Below are 16,734 nucleotides of genomic sequence, written 5' to 3'. Positions count from 1 at the left end.
GGAAAGCAACCCGCTAGGGCGAAGTGACGGCCCAGGCCGCCTCGATCATCTCGAAGATCTCGACCACCGCGGCGTCCGGATCGGACGCCGTCCGGGCCAGCGCATGGGCGTCGATCGCGAACCTCGCGATCGTCCGGCAGGCCGTCGTGCTCCGTGACAGGCCGGGATCGGCGGCGATGGCTGTCGCCAGCGACTCCGCGTGGCGCAGCCTCATCCGCCGGGATCGGCGGCGATGGCTGTCGCCAGCGACTCCGCGTGGCGCAGCCTCATCGTCTCCTCGTACTCCCGCAGGACGGGTGAGGCGTCGATCATGCGCCAGACCGGGGTGCCGCCGTTGGCGGTGCAATGGTGCACCAGGGCGCGGATCTCGTGGCGCAGGGCGGGGATGAGCGGCTCGTCCGGCGCCCGGCCGGTGACCGCCTGTGTGAGGCGTTGCTCGAAGTCCTCGTCCTGCTCGAACACCAGGGCCTCTTTGGAGGCGAAGTGGGAGAAGAGCGTGGTGACGGCCACGTGTTCGGCGGTCCCGACGTTCTGTAACTCCTCGACGCCGAGGAGCCCCACGCGGGCCCCGGCCGCATACGCATCGCCGTGCGGGCGGCGGGGGTGAACCCGGTCGACTGGAGGATCCGTGAGGGCCAGGTCCTGGGGGCGCATCCGGTCGAGCTGCCCGCAGGGGTCGGGCTGGACGCCGCCGGGGTGGTGGACGAGGTCGGCGAGGGGGTCGCAGGGGTGGCGATCGGTGACGCCGTGTTCGGCGAAGGCTCCTGCACCTACGCCGAGTTCGCCGTGCTGTCGGCGTGGGCGGCCATGCCCGAGGGGCTGACGTTCGAGGAGGCCGCCGGATACCGTTCCTATTCAGTGAGCAGGAGTGAGTTTTGGACCCATGCCTGGTCGCTGCGGACATCCCGAACGGTTTTGGGTGTCCTGGTCGCCCGCGTTCTCGCCGCGTCCGGTGACACGGATCGTGTCCGTGGTCCGGGGGTGCGGGGGCGGGGTCCCTCACGCCCTTGTGCACCTGGTACGGCCTGGACGGTCCGATGCCCCGCACGATCACTCCGGTCGTGTGGGGGCGGTGCCGTCCGACGCCGGACCGGGTGTCCGAGGGCGCGTCGCCCGATCGCGATACCGGCGGCATCGTGACGGGACATTCTGCGGTGCGGGGTGGTCAGCGGTTTCTGCCAGTGCTGGCCGCCCCATATCGAGGTGTAGGCCGGATCCACTGCGATGATCGCCAAGCCCTGCTCGGCGGCCATGGAGACGAGTCGGGCCTTGAGTTTGCCGGTGGGGATGCCGGAGATCAGTTGCCGGAACCGTTTCCTGCGGCCGTGCTTCTCCCTCGTCTTCTCGGTACTGAAGTCGAGGTTCTCGATGGCGATCGCGCCCACACCGGTCTGCCGTGCCCAGTGCAGGAGTTGGGTCAGGGCGTGGCGGAGTTGTGCGTCGCGGTGGTGGGTGGTGCCGGTCAGGTTGTAGGCGAAGCGGTGGGGTTCGCCGACGGGGTTGCCGTGCGGGTCGAGGTGGTACGCGGCGAAGTGGTCGGCGTTGGTGTCGACACCGATCACACCTGCGACCCGTGCGGCCTGCCACGGGATGGTCTGAACGGTGGGGCGTTGCCAGGACGCGGTCAGGTACCAACGGTCCCGGGTGGTGTCGTAGTGGATGCGGTAGGCGACCGCCCGGTTCGCCTCGATACGGTCGGCCCACTCCACACCCCGGTGCGCGAACGCCACCGTGGTGGAGGTGAGGGTGTAGCGGCCATGTGTGGTGTTGGCCAAATGAACCAAGGGTGCGGGCAGTTTGATGGACACCCGGCCGTCCGGGGTGACGCGGATCGTTTCGTTCCCGTACCGCTTGCCCGACTCACCGTCCGCCGCCAGGAACCAGCGTTCCGCCTCCCACCTCTCCCGCCACTCGGCCTCGGTCAACCCCGCCTCGGCGAGGTGGTGGCGGGTGTTGAGAAGCCGTTTCCCGCCCCGTACGACCCGGACCCGCCCTGCTTGCCAGTCCGTCACTGCGGCAGTGTGCCGGTGTTCCAGGGCGTGGAGGCGGCGGGATTTGTGGAACCACTCGCTCCTGGACCGGTAGCCACCCGGGGCGCGCTTGGTGCCCTTCGCTCCGACCGGGAGCGACAGACGGTGCTTCAGCGTCCTGATTCCGGCCTCAAGACTGCGGATGTGTGCGGCCTGGCAGCGCCGGGCGAGCGCCCACTGATCGTGACTCGCCTTCGTGATCGCCCCGGCGATCCTGGATGACGACTCCTTCGTCAGCTCCCGCTTACGCCCGGCCCAGGACTCGGCGTTGTGGTTCGGGCCGTCCGCGCACCTGGCCTTCAGGTCACGCGAGGCCAGAGCCCCCTGGTGGGCGCCAACGACCCGCAGCACGTGCTGGTCCTGCGGGGTGAGGTGCTTGAGACGGTCCCGGACCGCCACTCCGGACGGACCCGGCGCCACGAACGGCGCAGCCAACTCACGCAAACCATCCACCACCACACCCCCTCCCCGGAACTGCCGAGCAACCCTTCACCCGGCACAACGAACAATCCTCGACAAGGTCACCCATTCGACCCCGAAACGTTCGTTCCCACCCTCACCCCTCAAGCCACGGGACTCACTTCCGGGTACCAAAACGCACTCATATACATAGGAACGACAGCAGTTCACAACCCCTCCGTGGTGGAGACCGCGTTGCGCATCATCCGCGAGGTCGGTGTGGAACCCGGGCAGACGCTGCTGGTCAGCGGTGCGTCAGGAGGAGTCGGATCGGCGGTGGTGCAGATCGCCCGCGACCGCGGCATCACGGTGATCGGTACGGGCGGAGCCGCGAACCAGGACTACCTGCGTGGCCTGGGCGCCCTCGCCACGACGTACGGCGAGGGCTGGGTCGAGCGGGTGCGTCGGCTCGGGCCTGTCCACGCGGCGCTCGATGTGGCCGGCTCGGGCGTGATCCGGGAGCTCGTGGAGCTGACCGGGGACCCGCACAAGGTGGTCTCCATCGCCGATCTCGCCGCACCGGAACTCGGCGTCCGGTTCTCCGGGGTGGCCGGGAGCGTGCCGGACGCGCTCGCGGAAGCCGCCGGCCTCATCGCGCGGGGGAGGCTCCACATCCCGGTCGAGAAGACGTACCCGCTCGCCGACGCGGCGGCGGCCCACGTGGACAGCCGGGCCGGCCACACCCGCGGGCGCAGGGTCCTGGTCGTCTGAGCCGAGTCCGGGTCCGGGTCCCGCGCAGGGTGCAGGGATCGGCGGACCGGGGCCCGCCGGTACGGGGCGGCGGCCGGCCCCGGGCCCCGGTGCACGTGGTCATCCGCAGGGGCGAGCCGGTGCGGACGGTGGTCGCTTCGCGGCCTCCGCGGATCGCGCATCAGGCGTTCTGCGGTGACCGTGAGGACCCGTCGGCCGCCGGTTCACCGACCGCACCCCGGGGACGGTGCGGTCCTCGGCGCTCACGGCCGGGCCGGCGGAGGCCGATGACGACGCCCGCGGTGACGAGAAGTGCCCCGATGACGTCGGCGGGGCCCGCCCGGCCGAGGCCGAGGGCGACGGTGGTGAGCAGGGCGCCCACGGGTACGAGGCCGGCGAAGAGGCCAGCGCGGTCGGCGCCGAGGCGGCGCAGCGCGTCGTACCAGAGGAAGAACGCGGCGGCGGTGACGATCGCGCCGAGGTAGATGAAGGCGGCGGCCTCACCGGGGGCGGGCAGCCGCAGGGCGTCCGTACCTTCCAGGGCGAGGCTCGCGGCCAGCAGCAGGGGCACGGACAGGGCGGCGGGGTAGGCGGCGACCCGCAGGGGGCCGATCTTCGGCAGCAGCGGGATGGCGAGCAGGGAGAAGGCCACCTCGCAGACGAGCGCGCCGAGTGACAGCAGGAGGCCCTCCAGGCTGCCCGAGCCGAGTCCGGCGGCGACGGCTGCGCCGAGTGCGACCACGAGCGCGGCGCCGACGGTGTGCGGGGCCGGGCGACGGCGCTCCATCAAGGGCCCGAGGAGGGCGAGGACGAGGGGGACGGCTCCGACCACGGTGCCGATCATCGCGGGGCCTGCGTGCCGGGTGGCCGCGACGAGGAAGAGATTGAAGCCGGCCAGGCCGGTGGCGGACAGTGCGGCCAGGAGTACGAGATCACGTGCCGTCAGGCGGACACGGGGCAGGCGCTGGTGGCGTACGACGACGAGCAGGATCGCTGCGGCGAGCGCATAGCGCAGAGCCTGTCCTGCTAAGACCGGATAGTCGGCGATGGTGGCGGACACGGCTGTCGAGGTGCCGACGAGCAGCATGGCCGATGCGGCGCCGATGGAGGCGGATTTCATGCTGCGTGCTCCCGCTGCGTCGAGGCGGTGGCCGACGGGGCGGTGAGGACCTTGCGGGTGACGCGCTCGGCGATGGCGGCGACCAGGGTGCGGGGGCGGCGGGGTGTCAGGTGGGCGCCGAGGGCGTTGCTGAATCCGGGGGCGACATAGCCGCGGTCGCGGTCCAGGGCGCGCAGGGCTGCGCGTACGACGGGTTCCGGAGTGGTCATCGAGCCGGTGACGGCCGCCTTGCGGGTGCCGATGGTCTCGAAGAAGGCGGTCTCGACCGGGCCGGGGCACAAGGTGAGCACGCGGATGCCGCGCCGGCGGTACTCCTGACGCAGGGCGAGGCCGAAGTTGAGCACGAAGGCCTTCGACGCGCTGTAGACGGCGAAGTACGGGGACGGCTGGAAGGCGGCGTTGGACGCGACGTTGACGACCGCGCCGCTGCCGCGCTCCAGCATGCCGGGCAGCAGCAGGTGGGTGAGGTCGACGAGGGCGACGACGTTGACCATGAGCTGGTCGTGGTCGCGGGCCCAGGGGATTTCCTCGAATCGGCCGCAGGTGCCGAAGCCGGCATTGTTGACCAGCAGGTCGACGTTCAGGCCGCGTTCTGCCAGCTCGTCGGCGATGCGGCGGGCCGCGTCCGGCTCGGCGAGGTCCTGGACCAGTACATGGGCGCGGACGCCGTGGTGGGCGATCAGTCGCTCGGCGAGCGCGGCGAGCCGGTCGCCGGACCGCGCCACCAGGATCACGTCGTGCCCCTGGGCGGCGAGCTGCTCGGCGAACTCCGCGCCGAGCCCGGACGATGCTCCGGTGACGAGGGCGGTGCTGTGCATGAGTTCCTCCTGCGATCGGCGGCAACTAGGACGTGACAGTACTAGTAACTGGAAGAAATGCAACAGCGATGATGCATATATGGCTGGGATCGCATCTTGGTTGTACTGTGTTTCAGGGCAAGTGGTCGAATGGGAGGCGTAATGGGCGAAATGGCGGCACGACCGCTGCGGGCGGACGCGGAGCGCAGCGTGCGCGCGGTCCTGGAAGCGGCCGAGCGGGTGCTCGCCGAGGACCCCGGCGCATCCATGGAGCAGATCGCCGTGGCTGCGGGAGTGGCCCGGACGACGATCCACCGGCGGTTCGCGAATCGGCAGTCGCTGATCGAGGCGCTGGCGTTGTCGGCGGCCCGCCAGCTCGCCCAGGCGGTGGACGACGGCCGGCCGGACACCGCGCCGCCGCTGGTGGCGATGCACCGGATCACGGCCAATGTGCTTCAGGTCAAGGGCGCTTGGGCCTTCGCCCTGGGGCTGCCGGCGGATCCGGACAGCGAGGCCGCCGTCCTTCAGCAGGACATCGACCGCCGCTGCGTCGCCGTGTTGCAGCGGGCCCAGGCGGAGAAGGTCATCGACTCGGCGGCCGACCTGGAGTGGGTGCGCCGGGTCTACTACGCGCTCATCGGGGAGTCCCTGCGCGGCAACGCGGACGGTTCCGACCCGGACGGCGCCGACCCGGACGCGGCCGCCGCCCGCATCATCGACACCCTGCTGCACGGTGCGGGGCCGCGCGCCTGAAATGGGGGCGGCCGGGCGTCTTCGCGGGACGGGTCGGCGGTGGGTGAACACGAAGGTGCCCGGCGCATGCGAGACCGCACGCGCCGGGCACCTTCGTGCACATTCCTGCCGCTGCGGTACTTCCGTGGCGCAGGGCTACTTCCGTACCGCTGCGGTACTTCCGTGGCGCAGGGCTACTTCCGTACCGCTGCGGTACTTCCGTGGCGCAGGGCCACTTCCGTACCGCTGGGCTACTTCTTGAAGCCGTAGTCCATGAGCTTCTTCGCGTCAGCCGTACGGGTGGTCTCCGAGGTGGAGGTCAGGACCGTACCGATGACCGTCTTGCCGCTGCGGGTCGCGGCGAAGACCAGGCAGTACTTGGCGGTCGGGCCGGAGCCGGTCTTCACGCCGATCGCGCCGCTGTAGGTGCCCAGCAGCTTGTTCGTGTTGGTCCACGCCATGTAGCGGTAGCCACCGCTCTTCGTGGTGACCTTCTGCTTCGTCGACTTCGTCTTCACGACCGTGCGGAACGTGGAGTACTTCATCGCGCTGCTCGCGAGCTTCGTCAGGTCGCGCGGGGTCGAGTAGTTGGACCCGTTCCCTATGCCGTCGAACGAGTCGAAGTGCGTGTTCTTCAGGCCGAGGGTCTTCGCGGTGCTGTTCATCTTGCCGATGAACGACTTCACCCGGGCCGCGCGCGTGGTGCCGGAGCCGAACTTGTCGGCCAGGGCGTACGCGGCGTCGCAGCCGGACGGCAGCATCAGGCCGTACAGCAGCTGGCGGACGGTGACCTTGTCGCCCACGATGAGGCGTGCCGAGGACGCGCCCTTGGAGACGATGTAGTCGCTGTACGCCTTCTGGATCGTGACCTTGGAGTCCAGGTTCAGGCCCTTCTGGGCCAGCACCACCCGGGCGGTCATGATCTTCGTGGTGGAGCCGGTGGAACGACGGGTGTCCGCGGCCTTGGTGAACAAGGTCTTCCCGGTGCCGTTGTTCATCACGAAGCCGCCCTTGGCGACGATCGTCGGTGTCGGCGGCGTGGCGGCCTGTGCCGTGGAGGCGAACGCGCCGCCCGCGATGACGGCACCTGCGGTGAGGGCCACCGTGGCGGTGACGGAAACGCGCCGTATGCCCTTAATGCCGAGTTTCAACTTGAATGCTCCAAATGCCCCTGGAATGCGGCCACATGAGGGTGCCGCGCGCTGATGAGACTTATGAGTGCGATGAATGGTTGTGGCGTGTGAGAGGTGATTTTCTACGACATCCGGGGCGAGGCATTCCGGATGTCGTGTGACGGGGGCTTCGCTCGATTCCGGATGCTGTGACGTGCGGGGTTCTGCCCGATTTCCGGATGTTGTGCGGCGGGGAGTCTGCCCGATTCCGGATGCTGCGCGGCGGGGGGTTCCGCTCGATTCCGGATGTTGTGCGGCAGGAATTCCGCTGGATTCCGGCTGGGGCGGACGTCCGGATCGTGGACCTGGTCCCTCATGCGTTCATGTTGTATCTATGCTGTGCGCATGCCTGCCCCAGCCCCGTCCCCCGTACGCCCGCCCGTGAAGCAGCCCCCCGCCGCCGACCGCGTCTACGCACACATCAAGGAGGCGGTCCTGGACCGCCGCTACGAGGGCGGGACGCTTCTGACCGAAGGCGATCTCGCGGAGGCCGTGGGGGTCTCCCGTACGCCCGTGCGCGAGGCGCTGCTGCGGCTGGAGGTCGAAGGGCTGATCAAGCTCTACCCGAAGAAGGGCGCCCTGGTGCTCGCGGTCTCCGCCCAGGAGATCGCGGACGTCGTGGAGACCCGGCTGCTGGTCGAGGAGTTCGCCGTACGCAAGGCGGTGCCCGCGTCGGCGAAGCTGATCGCCCGGCTGGAGGAGCTCCTGGAGGAGCAGCGGCAGATGTCGGACGCCGGCGATCTGGCCGCCGTCTCCGTGAAGGACCGCTGCTTCCACGCCGAGATCGTCCGCCACGCGGGCAACGAGATCCTCTCCCGCCTCTACGACCAGCTCCGCGACCGGCAGCTGAGGATGGGCGTCGCCGTCATGGAGGCCCACCCCGGCAGGATCGCCGCCAACATCACCGAGCACGGTGAGCTGCTCGAAGCGATCAGGTCCGGGGACGCGGACGGTGCCGCACAGGTCGTGCGCCGCCACGTCAGCCGGGTCAAGGTGCTGGTCAGGGGTGAGGACCGGTGAGCTCCGCCGCCGCCCCCACCCTGTCCCTGCCCGGTGATCCGCCCGGCGGCCGGCGTGCCGCCCGGGTCTGGGGCATCGGTGTCGCCGTCTACTTCGTCGCGATCATCTTCCGCACCAGCCTGGGTGTCGCCGGACTGGACGCCGCGGACCGGTTCGACGTCAACGCCTCGGCGCTCTCCACCTTCTCCATCCTCCAGCTGCTCGTCTACGCGGGCATGCAGATACCCGTCGGGCTGATGGTGGACCGGCTCGGCACCAAGAAGGTCCTCGCCATCGGGGCCGTCCTGTTCACCCTCGGACAGCTCGGATTCGCGCTCTCCCCCTCGTACGGCACCGCGCTCGCCTCCCGCGCCCTGCTGGGCTGCGGCGACGCGATGACGTTCATCAGCGTGCTGCGGCTCGGGGCGCGCTGGTTCCCGGCCCGGCGCGGGCCGCTGATCGGGCAGGTCGCCGCCCTCTTCGGCATGGCGGGCAACCTCGTCTCGACCCTGGTCATCGCCCGGTCCCTGCACGGCTTCGGCTGGACCAGCACCTTCGTCGGCAGCTCGCTGGCCGGGGTCGTCGTGCTGGTGCTGCTCCTGCTCTTTCTGAAGGACCACCCCGAGGGGCACGAGCCGCCGCCCGCCGAACACGCCGGCGGGGCGTACGTGCGCAAGCAGATCGCCGCCGCCTGGCGGGAGCCCGGCACCAGGCTCGGGATGTGGGTGCACTTCACCACGCAGTTCCCGGCCATGGTGTTCCTGCTGCTGTGGGGCATGCCGTTCCTGGTGGAGGACCAGGGGCTGAGCCGGGGGACCGCCGGGGAACTGCTGACCCTGGTCGTGCTCTCCAACATGGCCGTCGGCCTCGTCTACGGGCAGATCATCGCCCGCCACCACACGGCCCGGATCCCGCTCGCGCTCGGCACCGTCGCGATGACGGCCCTGCTCTGGGCGTCGGTCATCCTGCACCCCGGCGACCACGCCCCGATGTGGCTGCTGATCACGCTGTGCGTGGTGCTCGGCTCCTGCGGGCCCGCCTCGATGATCGGCTTCGACTTCGCCCGCCCGGCCAACCCGCCGGAGCGCCAGGGCACCGCGTCCGGCATCGTCAACATGGGCGGCTTCGTCGCCTCGATGACCACGCTGTTCGCCGTCGGTGTGCTGCTGGACGCGTCCGGCGACAACTACCGCATCGCGTTCGCCTCGGTCTTCGTCCTGGAGACGCTCGGGGTCGCACAGATCCTGCGGCTGCGCCGGAAGGCCGCCCACCGGGAACGGGAGCACCACGTGATCAGCCGCGTGGAGGCCGTGCACGTGCCCGCGTGACTCCGCGGAACGGCCGTGCACGTGCCCGCGTGACCCCGTAAAACGGCGGTGCGCCCGTCCCCCCTGCGGGGCGGGCGCACCGGTTGCCGTGACTCGTGACTACGGGGCGATGACTACGGGGTGGCGGCTACGGGGTGACGGCGAAGTTCTGCAGGATGGCGGCGGCCAGGTCCTGATCGCCCTCGGCCTTGACCCGGTCCGCGACCGCACCGGCCCGTACCCGCCCGCAGGCGAGGCGGACGTACGTCTCCCAGTCCATCGCCAGCGTCACCGCGGGACCCAGCGACGGCGCACCGTCCACCGAACCGCGGCCCTCCGCGTCGACCCGGACCGTGCGCAGGAACTCCACCGGCCCGTGCACATCCAGCACGACCGCCGAGTTGGGCGGGGCGCCCGCGTCCTTGGCGACCACCTTCGGCAGCCCGGCCAGCAGGGTGTCCCGGACGATCGAGGAACCGGGGGAGTCCAGATTGCCCGGCCGGCCCAGCGTCGTACGCAGATCCTGCTCGTGCACCCAGACATCGAAGACGCGCATCCGCAGCGCCAGTTCGAGGGTCTGCTCGGCGCCCAGCGGCGCCCGCGTCATGGTCTCCGGGTCACGCGACTCATTGCGCAGCTGACGGGCCCGGCGGATGATCGTGTACTCCAGCTCGGAGGTCATCTCCGGCGCGGTGTGATGGCGCCGCACATCGACCTGCATCTCCATGTAGCGGGCGAAGTCGCTCTGCACATGGTAGAGATCGCGCGGCAGTGTGTGGATCGGGCGCGGATCGCCGAGCTGCTCGCACTCCATACCGATGATGTGCGACACGATGTCGCGCACCGACCAGTTGGGACATGGCGTACGGCCGTTCCACTCCCCCTCGGTGAGCGGGCTCACCAGCTCGGCTATCGACTCGATGGAGTGGGTCCAGGCGTCGGCGTAGGTCTGGAGGATGGGATGGACGGTCACGGGACCCCTCGTGCGGTTCTGCGGTGCATGGGCTGGAGAGCTTGGGCGCGGACTGCGGGCTGCTGGCTGCAGTGAGGTTCGGTCGGTCCAAGTTACGCTGCGAGCAGGCACCCCGGCAGTGCTTTCGTGTGACGATCGTAGGCCCGTGTTGACGGCTCGAATGCCAGGACGGTGGTAGTGTGCGCGCCTCTCTCATCCAGATCGCAGTAGACCCGGACGAATCCGTCAGTTCCCGTAGGGAACGTGCGGCTTCACTGGTCGCCGCCCAGCGGGGCGCTGACCTGGTGGTCCTGCCCGAGCTCTGGCCGGTCGGGGCCTTCGCCTACACGGAGTTCGAGGCCGAGGCCGAACCGCTGCGGGGCCCCACGCACGAGGTGATGGCCAAGGCCGCCGCGGATGCCGGGGTCTGGCTGCACGCCGGTTCCTTCGTCGAGCGGGCCGCCGACGGCACGCTGTACAACACCACGCTCGTCCTCACCCCCGAGGGCGAACAGGCCGCCGTGTACCGCAAGATCCATCGCTTCGGCTTCGACAAGGGCGAGGCGGTCATGATGGGGGCCGGCGACGAACTGGTGACGCTCGCCCTGCCGCAGACCACGATCGGCCTCGCCACCTGCTACGACCTGCGCTTCCCGGAGATGTTCCGCGGGCTGGTCGACGCGGGCGCCGAAACCCTGGTCCTCGCGGCGGGCTGGCCGGAACGCCGCCGCGCCCACTGGACACTCCTCGCCCGGGCCCGCGCCGTGGAGAACCAGGCCTACGTCCTGGCCGTCGGCTCGGCCGGCACCCACGGCGGGGTCCAGCAGGCCGGACACAGCATCGTCGTCGACCCCTGGGGCGAGGTGCTCGCCGAGGCAGGGGCGGACGAGGAGGTGCTGAGCGTGGAGTTCGACCCGGCCAAGGTCGCCACCGTCCGCGACCAGTTCCCCGCACTCAAGGACCGCCGCCTGGGGCTCGCGCCGCCGGTGGGTCTCGGATAGCCGGTCGGGGCTCGCGCCGCCGACTGGCCTCGGACAGCTGCCCGGGGGCTCGCGCCGCCGACGGGTCCGGGACAGCCGGATGCCTCGCCATCGGCCGGTGCCTGTTTCACGTGAAACAGGCACCGGCACGCCTCAGCCCGCGTGCTCCTTCTCCGCGAGCACGATCACGCACACCGCCACGGCGATCAGCAGCCCCGCATCGGCGTCCTCGCGGACGACATCGATTCCGTACGTGTCCCGGACGGTCAGCCAGCGGCGCGAGATCTGGGCCAGCAGCTCCCCGTCGTACTCCACCGCGAACTCGCGGTCCAGGATCTTGCCGCTGACGTCGAGCTCGGTGCCGTCCACCAGCGTCACCCGGTAGTGATTGCGCAGCAGCGACAGCCGCTTCCGCTTCACCTTGGCGAGCTGCTCGCCGCCCCGCTCGATGAGCATCGTGTCGCGCAGACTGAGCAGCTTCTGCTTGATCTCGACGACGATCCGGCCCTGCGCGTCCTTCAGCTCGAAGGTGTCGCGCACCCGCATGGCCTTGCCGTCGACGAGGAACGCCTTGCGCCCGTCCGCATCCTCGATCCAGTAGTCGTCGCCGATGCCGAACAGTCGCTCACGTACGAGAAGTCTCATGGCTCACAGGTTCCCCGAGCCCTCCGCGGAATGCGTGGACGCCACGGTGAGGTTGACTGTTCACATGGCAACACGTGCGCGCGTCAGGGCCCCCGAACTGGTCGGCAAGGGCGGCTGGCTCAATACAGGCGACCAGCAGTACACCCTCGCTGACCTGCGAGGGCGCATTTTGATCTTGGATTTTTGGACCTTTTGCTGTGTGAATTGTCTGCACGTCCTCGATGAGCTGCGCGAGCTGGAGGAGAAGCACCGCGACACCGTGGTGATCGTCGGCGTGCACTCGCCGAAGTTCGTCCACGAGGCGGAGCACCAGGCTGTCGTCGACGCCGTCGAGCGGTACGAGGTGCACCACCCGGTGCTGGACGACCCCGAGCTCGTCACGTGGAAGCAGTACGCCGTGCGCGCCTGGCCGACGCTCGTCGTCGTCGACCCCGAGGGGTACATCGTCGCCCAGCACGCGGGCGAGGGGCACGCCCATGCCATTGAGAAGCTGGTCGAGGAGCTGGAGGCCGAGCACGCCGCGAAGGGCACTCTGCGGCGCGGTGACGGGCCCTATGTGGCGCCCGAGCCGGTGGCCACCCATCTGCGGTTCCCCGGGAAGGCGCTGGCGCTGGCCGACGGCGGGTTCCTGGTCTCCGACACCACCCGCCACCGGCTGGTCGAGCTGGACGAGGACGGCGAGAGCGTCCGCCGTCACTTCGGGACCGGTGACCGCGGATTCGCCGACGGCGGGCCCGACGAGGTCCGGTTCAGCGAGCCGCAGGGTCTGGCGCTGCTCCCGGACGGGCGGATCGCCGTCGCCGACACCGTCAACCACGCGATCCGTGCCCTCGACCTCACGACCGGTACGACGACCACCCTGGCCGGCACCGGCCGTCAGTGGTGGCAGGGCGCCCCCACCAGCGGCGCGGCCCGCGAGGTCGACCTCTCCTCGCCGTGGGACGTCGCCTGGTTCGACGGCCGGCTGTGGATCGCCATGGCGGGCGTGCACCAGCTGTGGACGTACGACCCCGAGGGCTCCACCGTGCGCGTCGAGGCCGGCACGACCAACGAAGGGCTGGTCGACGGTCCCGGCGCGGAGGCCTGGTTCGCCCAGCCGTCCGGGCTCGCGGCGACGCCGGACCGGCTCTGGGTCGCCGACTCGGAGACCTCCTCGCTTCGCTACGTCGACCGGGAGGGCGCCGTCCACACCGCCGTCGGCACCGGCCTCTTCGACTTCGGCCACCGTGACGGCCCGGCCGGGCAGGCGCTGTTCCAGCACCCGCTGGGCGTCACCGCGCTGCCGGACGGATCCGTCGCCGTGTGCGACACGTACAACCACGCCCTGCGCCGTTACGACCCGGCGAGCGACGAGGTCACCACGCTGGCCACGGATCTGCGCGAGCCCAGCGACGCCGTACTGGTGGACGGCGATCTCGTGGTCGTCGAGTCCGCCCGGCACCGGCTGACCCGGCTGCGGCTGCCCGAGGAGGCGGTACGCGTGGCGGACCAGGCGCACCGCACGCAGCGCGCCGCCACCGAGATCGCCCCGGGCACGCTCCGGCTCGATGTCGTCTTCCAGGCGCCCGCCGGTCAGAAGCTCGACACCCGGTACGGGCCGTCGACCCGGCTGCTGGTCTCCTCGACCCCGCCGGAGCTGCTGGCCGGGGGCGAAGGAGCCGGTACCGACCTCTTCCGCGACCTCGTCCTGGCCGACGGGGTGACCGAGGGCGTCCTGCACGTATCGGCGATGGCCGCGTCCTGCGACGACGACCCGGCGAACGAGTACCCCGCCTGCCATGTCCACCAGCAGGACTGGGGCGTTCCCGTCCGCGTCGGTGCGCAGGGGGCGACCCGGCTGCCGCTGGTGCTCGCCGGAATGGACGAGCAGGGCTGAGCGGGGCGGGGGGTGTCGGGCGGGAGCGCTCACCGCCCGACACCCCCCGCCCGACCGCTCCGCCCGGCACTCCCGCCCGACCGCCCCGCCTCACCCGTCGTCGGCCAGTCGCCGGGCCGCCTCCTCGTGCCGCCGTACGTACTCCGTCGTGGCCGTCACCCGCAGCAGCGCCGTCAGCGCCCGCACCGCGCCCTCGTCGTACCCGGCGCGTTCCGCCTCCGCGGCCGCCAGGTCCAGCAGCCGTATGCCTTCGTCCTCCGCGCCCAGGGCCAGGTGCGCCTCGCCGCTGACGGTCAGCAGCAGCACCCGGCGGGCCGCCTCCTCGTGCTCGGGCCCCAGATCGAAGGCGGTCCGGGCGGAGTCCAGGGCGTCCTGCGGGCGGCCGGCGGCGAGCTGCAAGCGTGCGAGGTGCTGAAGGGCGAGCATCTCGGTGTGCGCGTCGGGCTCCCTCCTGGCCAGTTCCAGGGCGCGTTCGCAGCCTTCCAACGCCTCGTCGAGCCCACCCTGCTCGGCCTGGACGATGGCCAGGTTGATCAGCGCGGTGGCTTCGCCGAGCCGGTCACCGGCCTGCCGGGCCAGGCCCGGGGAACGCTCGAGCAGCGTGACGGCCTCGGTGAGCCGGCCCTCCTCCGTCAGCACCCAGCCGAGCAGATTGCGCACCCGGGACTCGGCGTACGGATCGTCCTGGGCGACGGCCGCGTCCAGCGCCAGTTCCAGCATCGGGGTCCAGCCGTCCCGCACCCGCCACACCACGTGCGGCCACTGGAGCAGGATGATCCGCCAGGCCCGGTCGTCGAGCCCGGCGCTCCGGGCGGCGGCAGCGGCGAGCGCGAGGTCCTCGCGTTCGGTGGCCAGCCAGTTCATCGCCGATGCCCGGTCGGTGAAGTCCCTTACGGCGGCCGGCCGGTGGTAGTCGTCGGGCAGTACGAAGCAGGGCTCACCGCCGGGTTCGGCCGTGTCGGCGGCGGCGAGCGCGGTGGCGATGCAGTGGTCGAGCACACCGATGAGCGCGGCGGGACCGGACGCGGGGTCCAGGCCCCGGGCGTACAGGCGCACCAGATCGTGCAGCACCCAGCGCCCGGGACCCGTCTCGGTGACGAGGTGGGCGGCGGCGAGCCGTTCCAGCGCCGCCGCGGCGACGACCGGGTCGCTGCCGGCGAGGGCGGCGGCCGTGTACGGGTCGAAATGGCTGCCCGGGTGGTGCCCGAGGCGGGTGAAGTGGTGGACGGCGTCCGGCGGCAACTGCTGCACGGTCAGCCGCAGCGCGGCGGAGACCCCGGTGTCCTCCGCGTCGAGGTACGTCAGCCGGCTGCGTTCGTCGGCGAGTTCGTCGGCCATGCCGGCGAGTGTCCACTGCGGCCGGCCGGCCAGCCGGGCCGCCGTGACCCGCAGGGCGAGCGGCAGGCCGCCGCAGAGTTCGGCGAGCCGGCGTGCGGCCACCGGTTCGGCGAGGACCCTTTCCTCGCCGAGCACCCCGGCCAGCAGCGCGGTGCCGTCCGGCGGTTCGAGCACGTCCAGCGGGACCGGGCGCGCGGCGTCGGAGGCGATGAGGCCTTCCAGCCGGTGCCTGCTGGTGATCAGGGTGACGCAGTCGGCGCCGCCCGGCAGCAGCGGCCTGACCTGGGCCGAGCTGCGGACGTTGTCGAGGACGACGAGCAGGCTGCGCCGGTCGGTCAGGGTGCGGAAGAGCGCGGCGGCGGCCGTGACGGACTCCGGGACCCGGCGGGCCGGGACCCCGAGCGCCAGCAGGAACTCGCGCAGGACCTCCAGGGGTGTCGGCTCACCGGTGTCGCCGTACCCGCGCAGATCGGCGAAGAGCCGCCCGTCGGGGAAGGCCGCGGGGGAACGGCGTGCCCAGTGCAGGGCCAGCGCGGTCTTGCCCACTCCCGCGGGGCCGGTGACCAGACAGACGGGTGCCTCGCCCGCCGCCGCCCGGGAGAGCGCGGCGAGTTCGCCGCCGCGTCCCTGGAAGCCGCGCGGGGGACGGGGCAGCAGATCGATGAGGAGCGGCTCGCCGGCGGAGTGCGCCGGGGCGGGCAGGCGCGGGGACCGGGGCGCGGGTGGTCCCTGCACCTCGGCGAGTGCGGTGCGTGCCGTGGCGGGGGCATCCTCCGGCCCCTCCGCACCGCCTTTGGACGCGGTGGCCGCGGGGGGTGTTCCCGCCACGGACCTCGTACGCGGTACGGACGCCGTGGCGGCGTCCGGGGCCGGGGCGCCGCGCAGGATCTGCGCGTACGCGTCGGCGAGTTCGCGGCCCGGGTCGATGCCCAGTTCGTCGGCGAGCAGCCGTCGCGTGCGGTGGAACCAGTCCAGCGCCTCCGACTGGCGCCCCGACCGGTACAGCGCCGTCATCAGCGCCGCGGCGAGGGACTCCCGCATCGGATGGGCGACGGCCTCGGCCCGCAGCACCGCAGCCGCTCGGTGGTGCTCGCCCAGCAGTCCGTAGGAGTGCGCCAGTTGCTCGACCGTGATGAGCCGGGACTCCTCCAGCGCGTGTGCGGCGGCCTGGAGCGGTGCGCTCGGGGACGTGCCCGTGAGTGCGGGCCCCTGCCACAGCGACAGGGCCTCCTTCAGCATGAGCACCGTGTCGGACGGGCTGCGCTGTTCCCGGGCCAGCATCAGCAGTTCGTCGAACCGCTGGGAGTCCAGCAGGGTCTCCGGCACCCGCAGCATGTAGGCATCGCCGAGGGTGGCCAGCTCGACCCCGTACGCCTCCGCGTCCGCGCCCATCAGCAGGACGCGCAGCCGGGACACATGGCCCTGGATGACCGTGCGGGCGTGCAGCGGAGGGGTGTCGTCCCACAGGCAGTCCGTCAACCGGGTCATGGACACCGGTGTGTTGGGGCGCAGCAGCAGGGCGGCGAGCAGGCTGCGGCGCTTGGCTGGGCCAAGTGGCAGCGGCCCGGTCAGCGTGTCGACGCAGACCGTGCCGAGCAGCCGGAACTCCACGAGCGGCTCCCCTTCGGGGTGTGACG

Annotated in this window: 12 protein-coding genes and 3 pseudogenes; 7 read left to right on the top strand and 8 right to left on the bottom strand. The window is 71.4% G+C overall.

Annotated elements, in window-relative coordinates:
- Nucleotides 1–13: 13 nt before the first annotated feature.
- A pseudogene (locus OG782_RS17850) lies at nucleotides 14–513 on the bottom strand (TetR/AcrR family transcriptional regulator); the annotation flags it as partial.
- Between OG782_RS17850 and OG782_RS17845 the strand changes: the two are divergent.
- Nucleotides 511–852: pseudogene (locus OG782_RS17845) on the top strand (alcohol dehydrogenase catalytic domain-containing protein); the annotation flags it as partial. The pseudogenes OG782_RS17850 and OG782_RS17845 overlap by 3 nt on opposite strands.
- Here the strand turns inward: OG782_RS17845 and OG782_RS17840 are convergent.
- The gene (locus tag OG782_RS17840; protein ID WP_406452121.1) at nucleotides 852–2,483 is read right to left on the bottom strand and encodes an IS200/IS605 family accessory protein TnpB-related protein; all 1,632 of its coding nucleotides are present in this window, start codon (nucleotides 2,481–2,483) and stop codon (nucleotides 852–854) included. The pseudogene OG782_RS17845 and the gene OG782_RS17840 overlap by 1 nt on opposite strands.
- Before the next feature lie 180 nt (nucleotides 2,484–2,663).
- Here OG782_RS17840 and OG782_RS17835 point away from each other — a divergent pair.
- Nucleotides 2,664–3,200 (top strand): annotated as a pseudogene (locus OG782_RS17835) (zinc-binding dehydrogenase); the annotation flags it as partial.
- Between the two features lie 160 nt (nucleotides 3,201–3,360).
- Here OG782_RS17835 and OG782_RS17830 read toward each other — a convergent pair.
- Nucleotides 3,361–4,299 carry a DMT family transporter gene (locus OG782_RS17830; RefSeq protein ID WP_406452120.1) on the bottom strand — a complete coding sequence of 313 codons (939 nt, stop codon included), beginning with the start codon at nucleotides 4,297–4,299 and terminating at the stop codon, nucleotides 3,361–3,363.
- A complete protein-coding gene (locus OG782_RS17825) occupies nucleotides 4,296–5,117 on the bottom strand; it encodes an SDR family NAD(P)-dependent oxidoreductase (RefSeq protein WP_406452118.1) in 822 nt (273 codons plus the stop codon). The genes OG782_RS17830 and OG782_RS17825 overlap by 4 nt, the downstream gene beginning before the upstream one ends.
- Nucleotides 5,118–5,258: 141 nt before the next feature.
- Here OG782_RS17825 and OG782_RS17820 point away from each other — a divergent pair, with 141 nt between their 5' ends.
- Entirely contained in the window at nucleotides 5,259–5,849 is a 591-nt protein-coding gene (locus tag OG782_RS17820; RefSeq protein ID WP_406452116.1) for a TetR/AcrR family transcriptional regulator, read from the top strand.
- A 230-nt stretch (nucleotides 5,850–6,079) separates the two neighbouring features.
- On the opposite strand, the gene OG782_RS17815 is transcribed toward OG782_RS17820, so the two are convergent.
- A complete protein-coding gene (locus tag OG782_RS17815) occupies nucleotides 6,080–6,979 on the bottom strand; it encodes a D-alanyl-D-alanine carboxypeptidase family protein (RefSeq protein ID WP_406452114.1) in 900 nt (299 codons plus the stop codon).
- Nucleotides 6,980–7,345: 366 nt separating this feature from the next.
- Between OG782_RS17815 and OG782_RS17810 the strand changes: the two genes are divergently transcribed.
- Nucleotides 7,346–8,020: a GntR family transcriptional regulator gene (locus OG782_RS17810; protein WP_406452112.1), complete on the top strand. Its 675-nt coding sequence runs from the start codon at nucleotides 7,346–7,348 to the stop codon at nucleotides 8,018–8,020.
- Complete coding sequence (locus tag OG782_RS17805) at nucleotides 8,017–9,327, top strand: nitrate/nitrite transporter (protein WP_406452110.1); 1,311 nt, start codon at nucleotides 8,017–8,019, stop codon at nucleotides 9,325–9,327. The genes OG782_RS17810 and OG782_RS17805 overlap by 4 nt, the downstream gene beginning before the upstream one ends.
- A gap of 127 nt (nucleotides 9,328–9,454) precedes the next feature.
- Here OG782_RS17805 and OG782_RS17800 read toward each other — a convergent pair whose 3' ends face one another.
- The gene (locus OG782_RS17800) at nucleotides 9,455–10,279 is read right to left on the bottom strand and encodes a maleylpyruvate isomerase family mycothiol-dependent enzyme (protein ID WP_406452108.1); all 825 of its coding nucleotides are present in this window, start codon (nucleotides 10,277–10,279) and stop codon (nucleotides 9,455–9,457) included.
- 179 nt (nucleotides 10,280–10,458) lie between these two features.
- On the opposite strand from OG782_RS17800, the gene OG782_RS17795 reads away from it, so the two are divergent.
- Nucleotides 10,459–11,259: a carbon-nitrogen family hydrolase gene (locus tag OG782_RS17795; RefSeq protein WP_406452106.1), complete on the top strand. Its 801-nt coding sequence runs from the start codon at nucleotides 10,459–10,461 to the stop codon at nucleotides 11,257–11,259.
- A 132-nt stretch (nucleotides 11,260–11,391) separates the two neighbouring features.
- Here the strand turns inward: OG782_RS17795 and OG782_RS17790 are convergent, their stop codons facing one another.
- A complete protein-coding gene (locus tag OG782_RS17790) occupies nucleotides 11,392–11,883 on the bottom strand; it encodes an LURP-one-related/scramblase family protein (RefSeq protein WP_406452104.1) in 492 nt (163 codons plus the stop codon).
- A gap of 64 nt (nucleotides 11,884–11,947) precedes the next feature.
- Here OG782_RS17790 and OG782_RS17785 point away from each other — a divergent pair, with 64 nt between their 5' ends.
- A complete protein-coding gene (locus tag OG782_RS17785) occupies nucleotides 11,948–13,759 on the top strand; it encodes an NHL domain-containing thioredoxin family protein (RefSeq protein ID WP_406452102.1) in 1,812 nt (603 codons plus the stop codon).
- Between the two features lie 90 nt (nucleotides 13,760–13,849).
- Here OG782_RS17785 and OG782_RS17780 read toward each other — a convergent pair whose 3' ends face one another.
- Nucleotides 13,850–16,708 carry a BTAD domain-containing putative transcriptional regulator gene (locus OG782_RS17780; RefSeq protein WP_406452100.1) on the bottom strand — a complete coding sequence of 953 codons (2,859 nt, stop codon included), beginning with the start codon at nucleotides 16,706–16,708 and terminating at the stop codon, nucleotides 13,850–13,852.
- Between the last annotated feature and the right edge of the window lie 26 nt (nucleotides 16,709–16,734).

The sequence above is a fragment of the Streptomyces sp. NBC_00876 genome (assembly GCF_045207435.1).
Classification (GTDB): Bacteria; Actinomycetota; Actinomycetes; order Streptomycetales; family Streptomycetaceae; genus Streptomyces.
This window is presented reverse-complemented; position numbering and strand designations above follow the sequence as displayed.

Coding starts and splice junctions, on each gene's coding strand:
- OG782_RS17830 (WP_406452120.1), bottom strand. CDS start 4,299: ATGAAATCCGCCTCCATCGGCGCCGCATCGGCCATGCTGCTCGTCGGC.
- OG782_RS17825 (WP_406452118.1), bottom strand. CDS start 5,117: ATGCACAGCACCGCCCTCGTCACCGGAGCATCGTCCGGGCTCGGCGCG.
- OG782_RS17820 (WP_406452116.1), top strand. CDS start 5,259: ATGGGCGAAATGGCGGCACGACCGCTGCGGGCGGACGCGGAGCGCAGC.
- OG782_RS17810 (WP_406452112.1), top strand. CDS start 7,346: ATGCCTGCCCCAGCCCCGTCCCCCGTACGCCCGCCCGTGAAGCAGCCC.
- OG782_RS17790 (WP_406452104.1), bottom strand. CDS start 11,883: ATGAGACTTCTCGTACGTGAGCGACTGTTCGGCATCGGCGACGACTAC.
- OG782_RS17785 (WP_406452102.1), top strand. CDS start 11,948: ATGGCAACACGTGCGCGCGTCAGGGCCCCCGAACTGGTCGGCAAGGGC.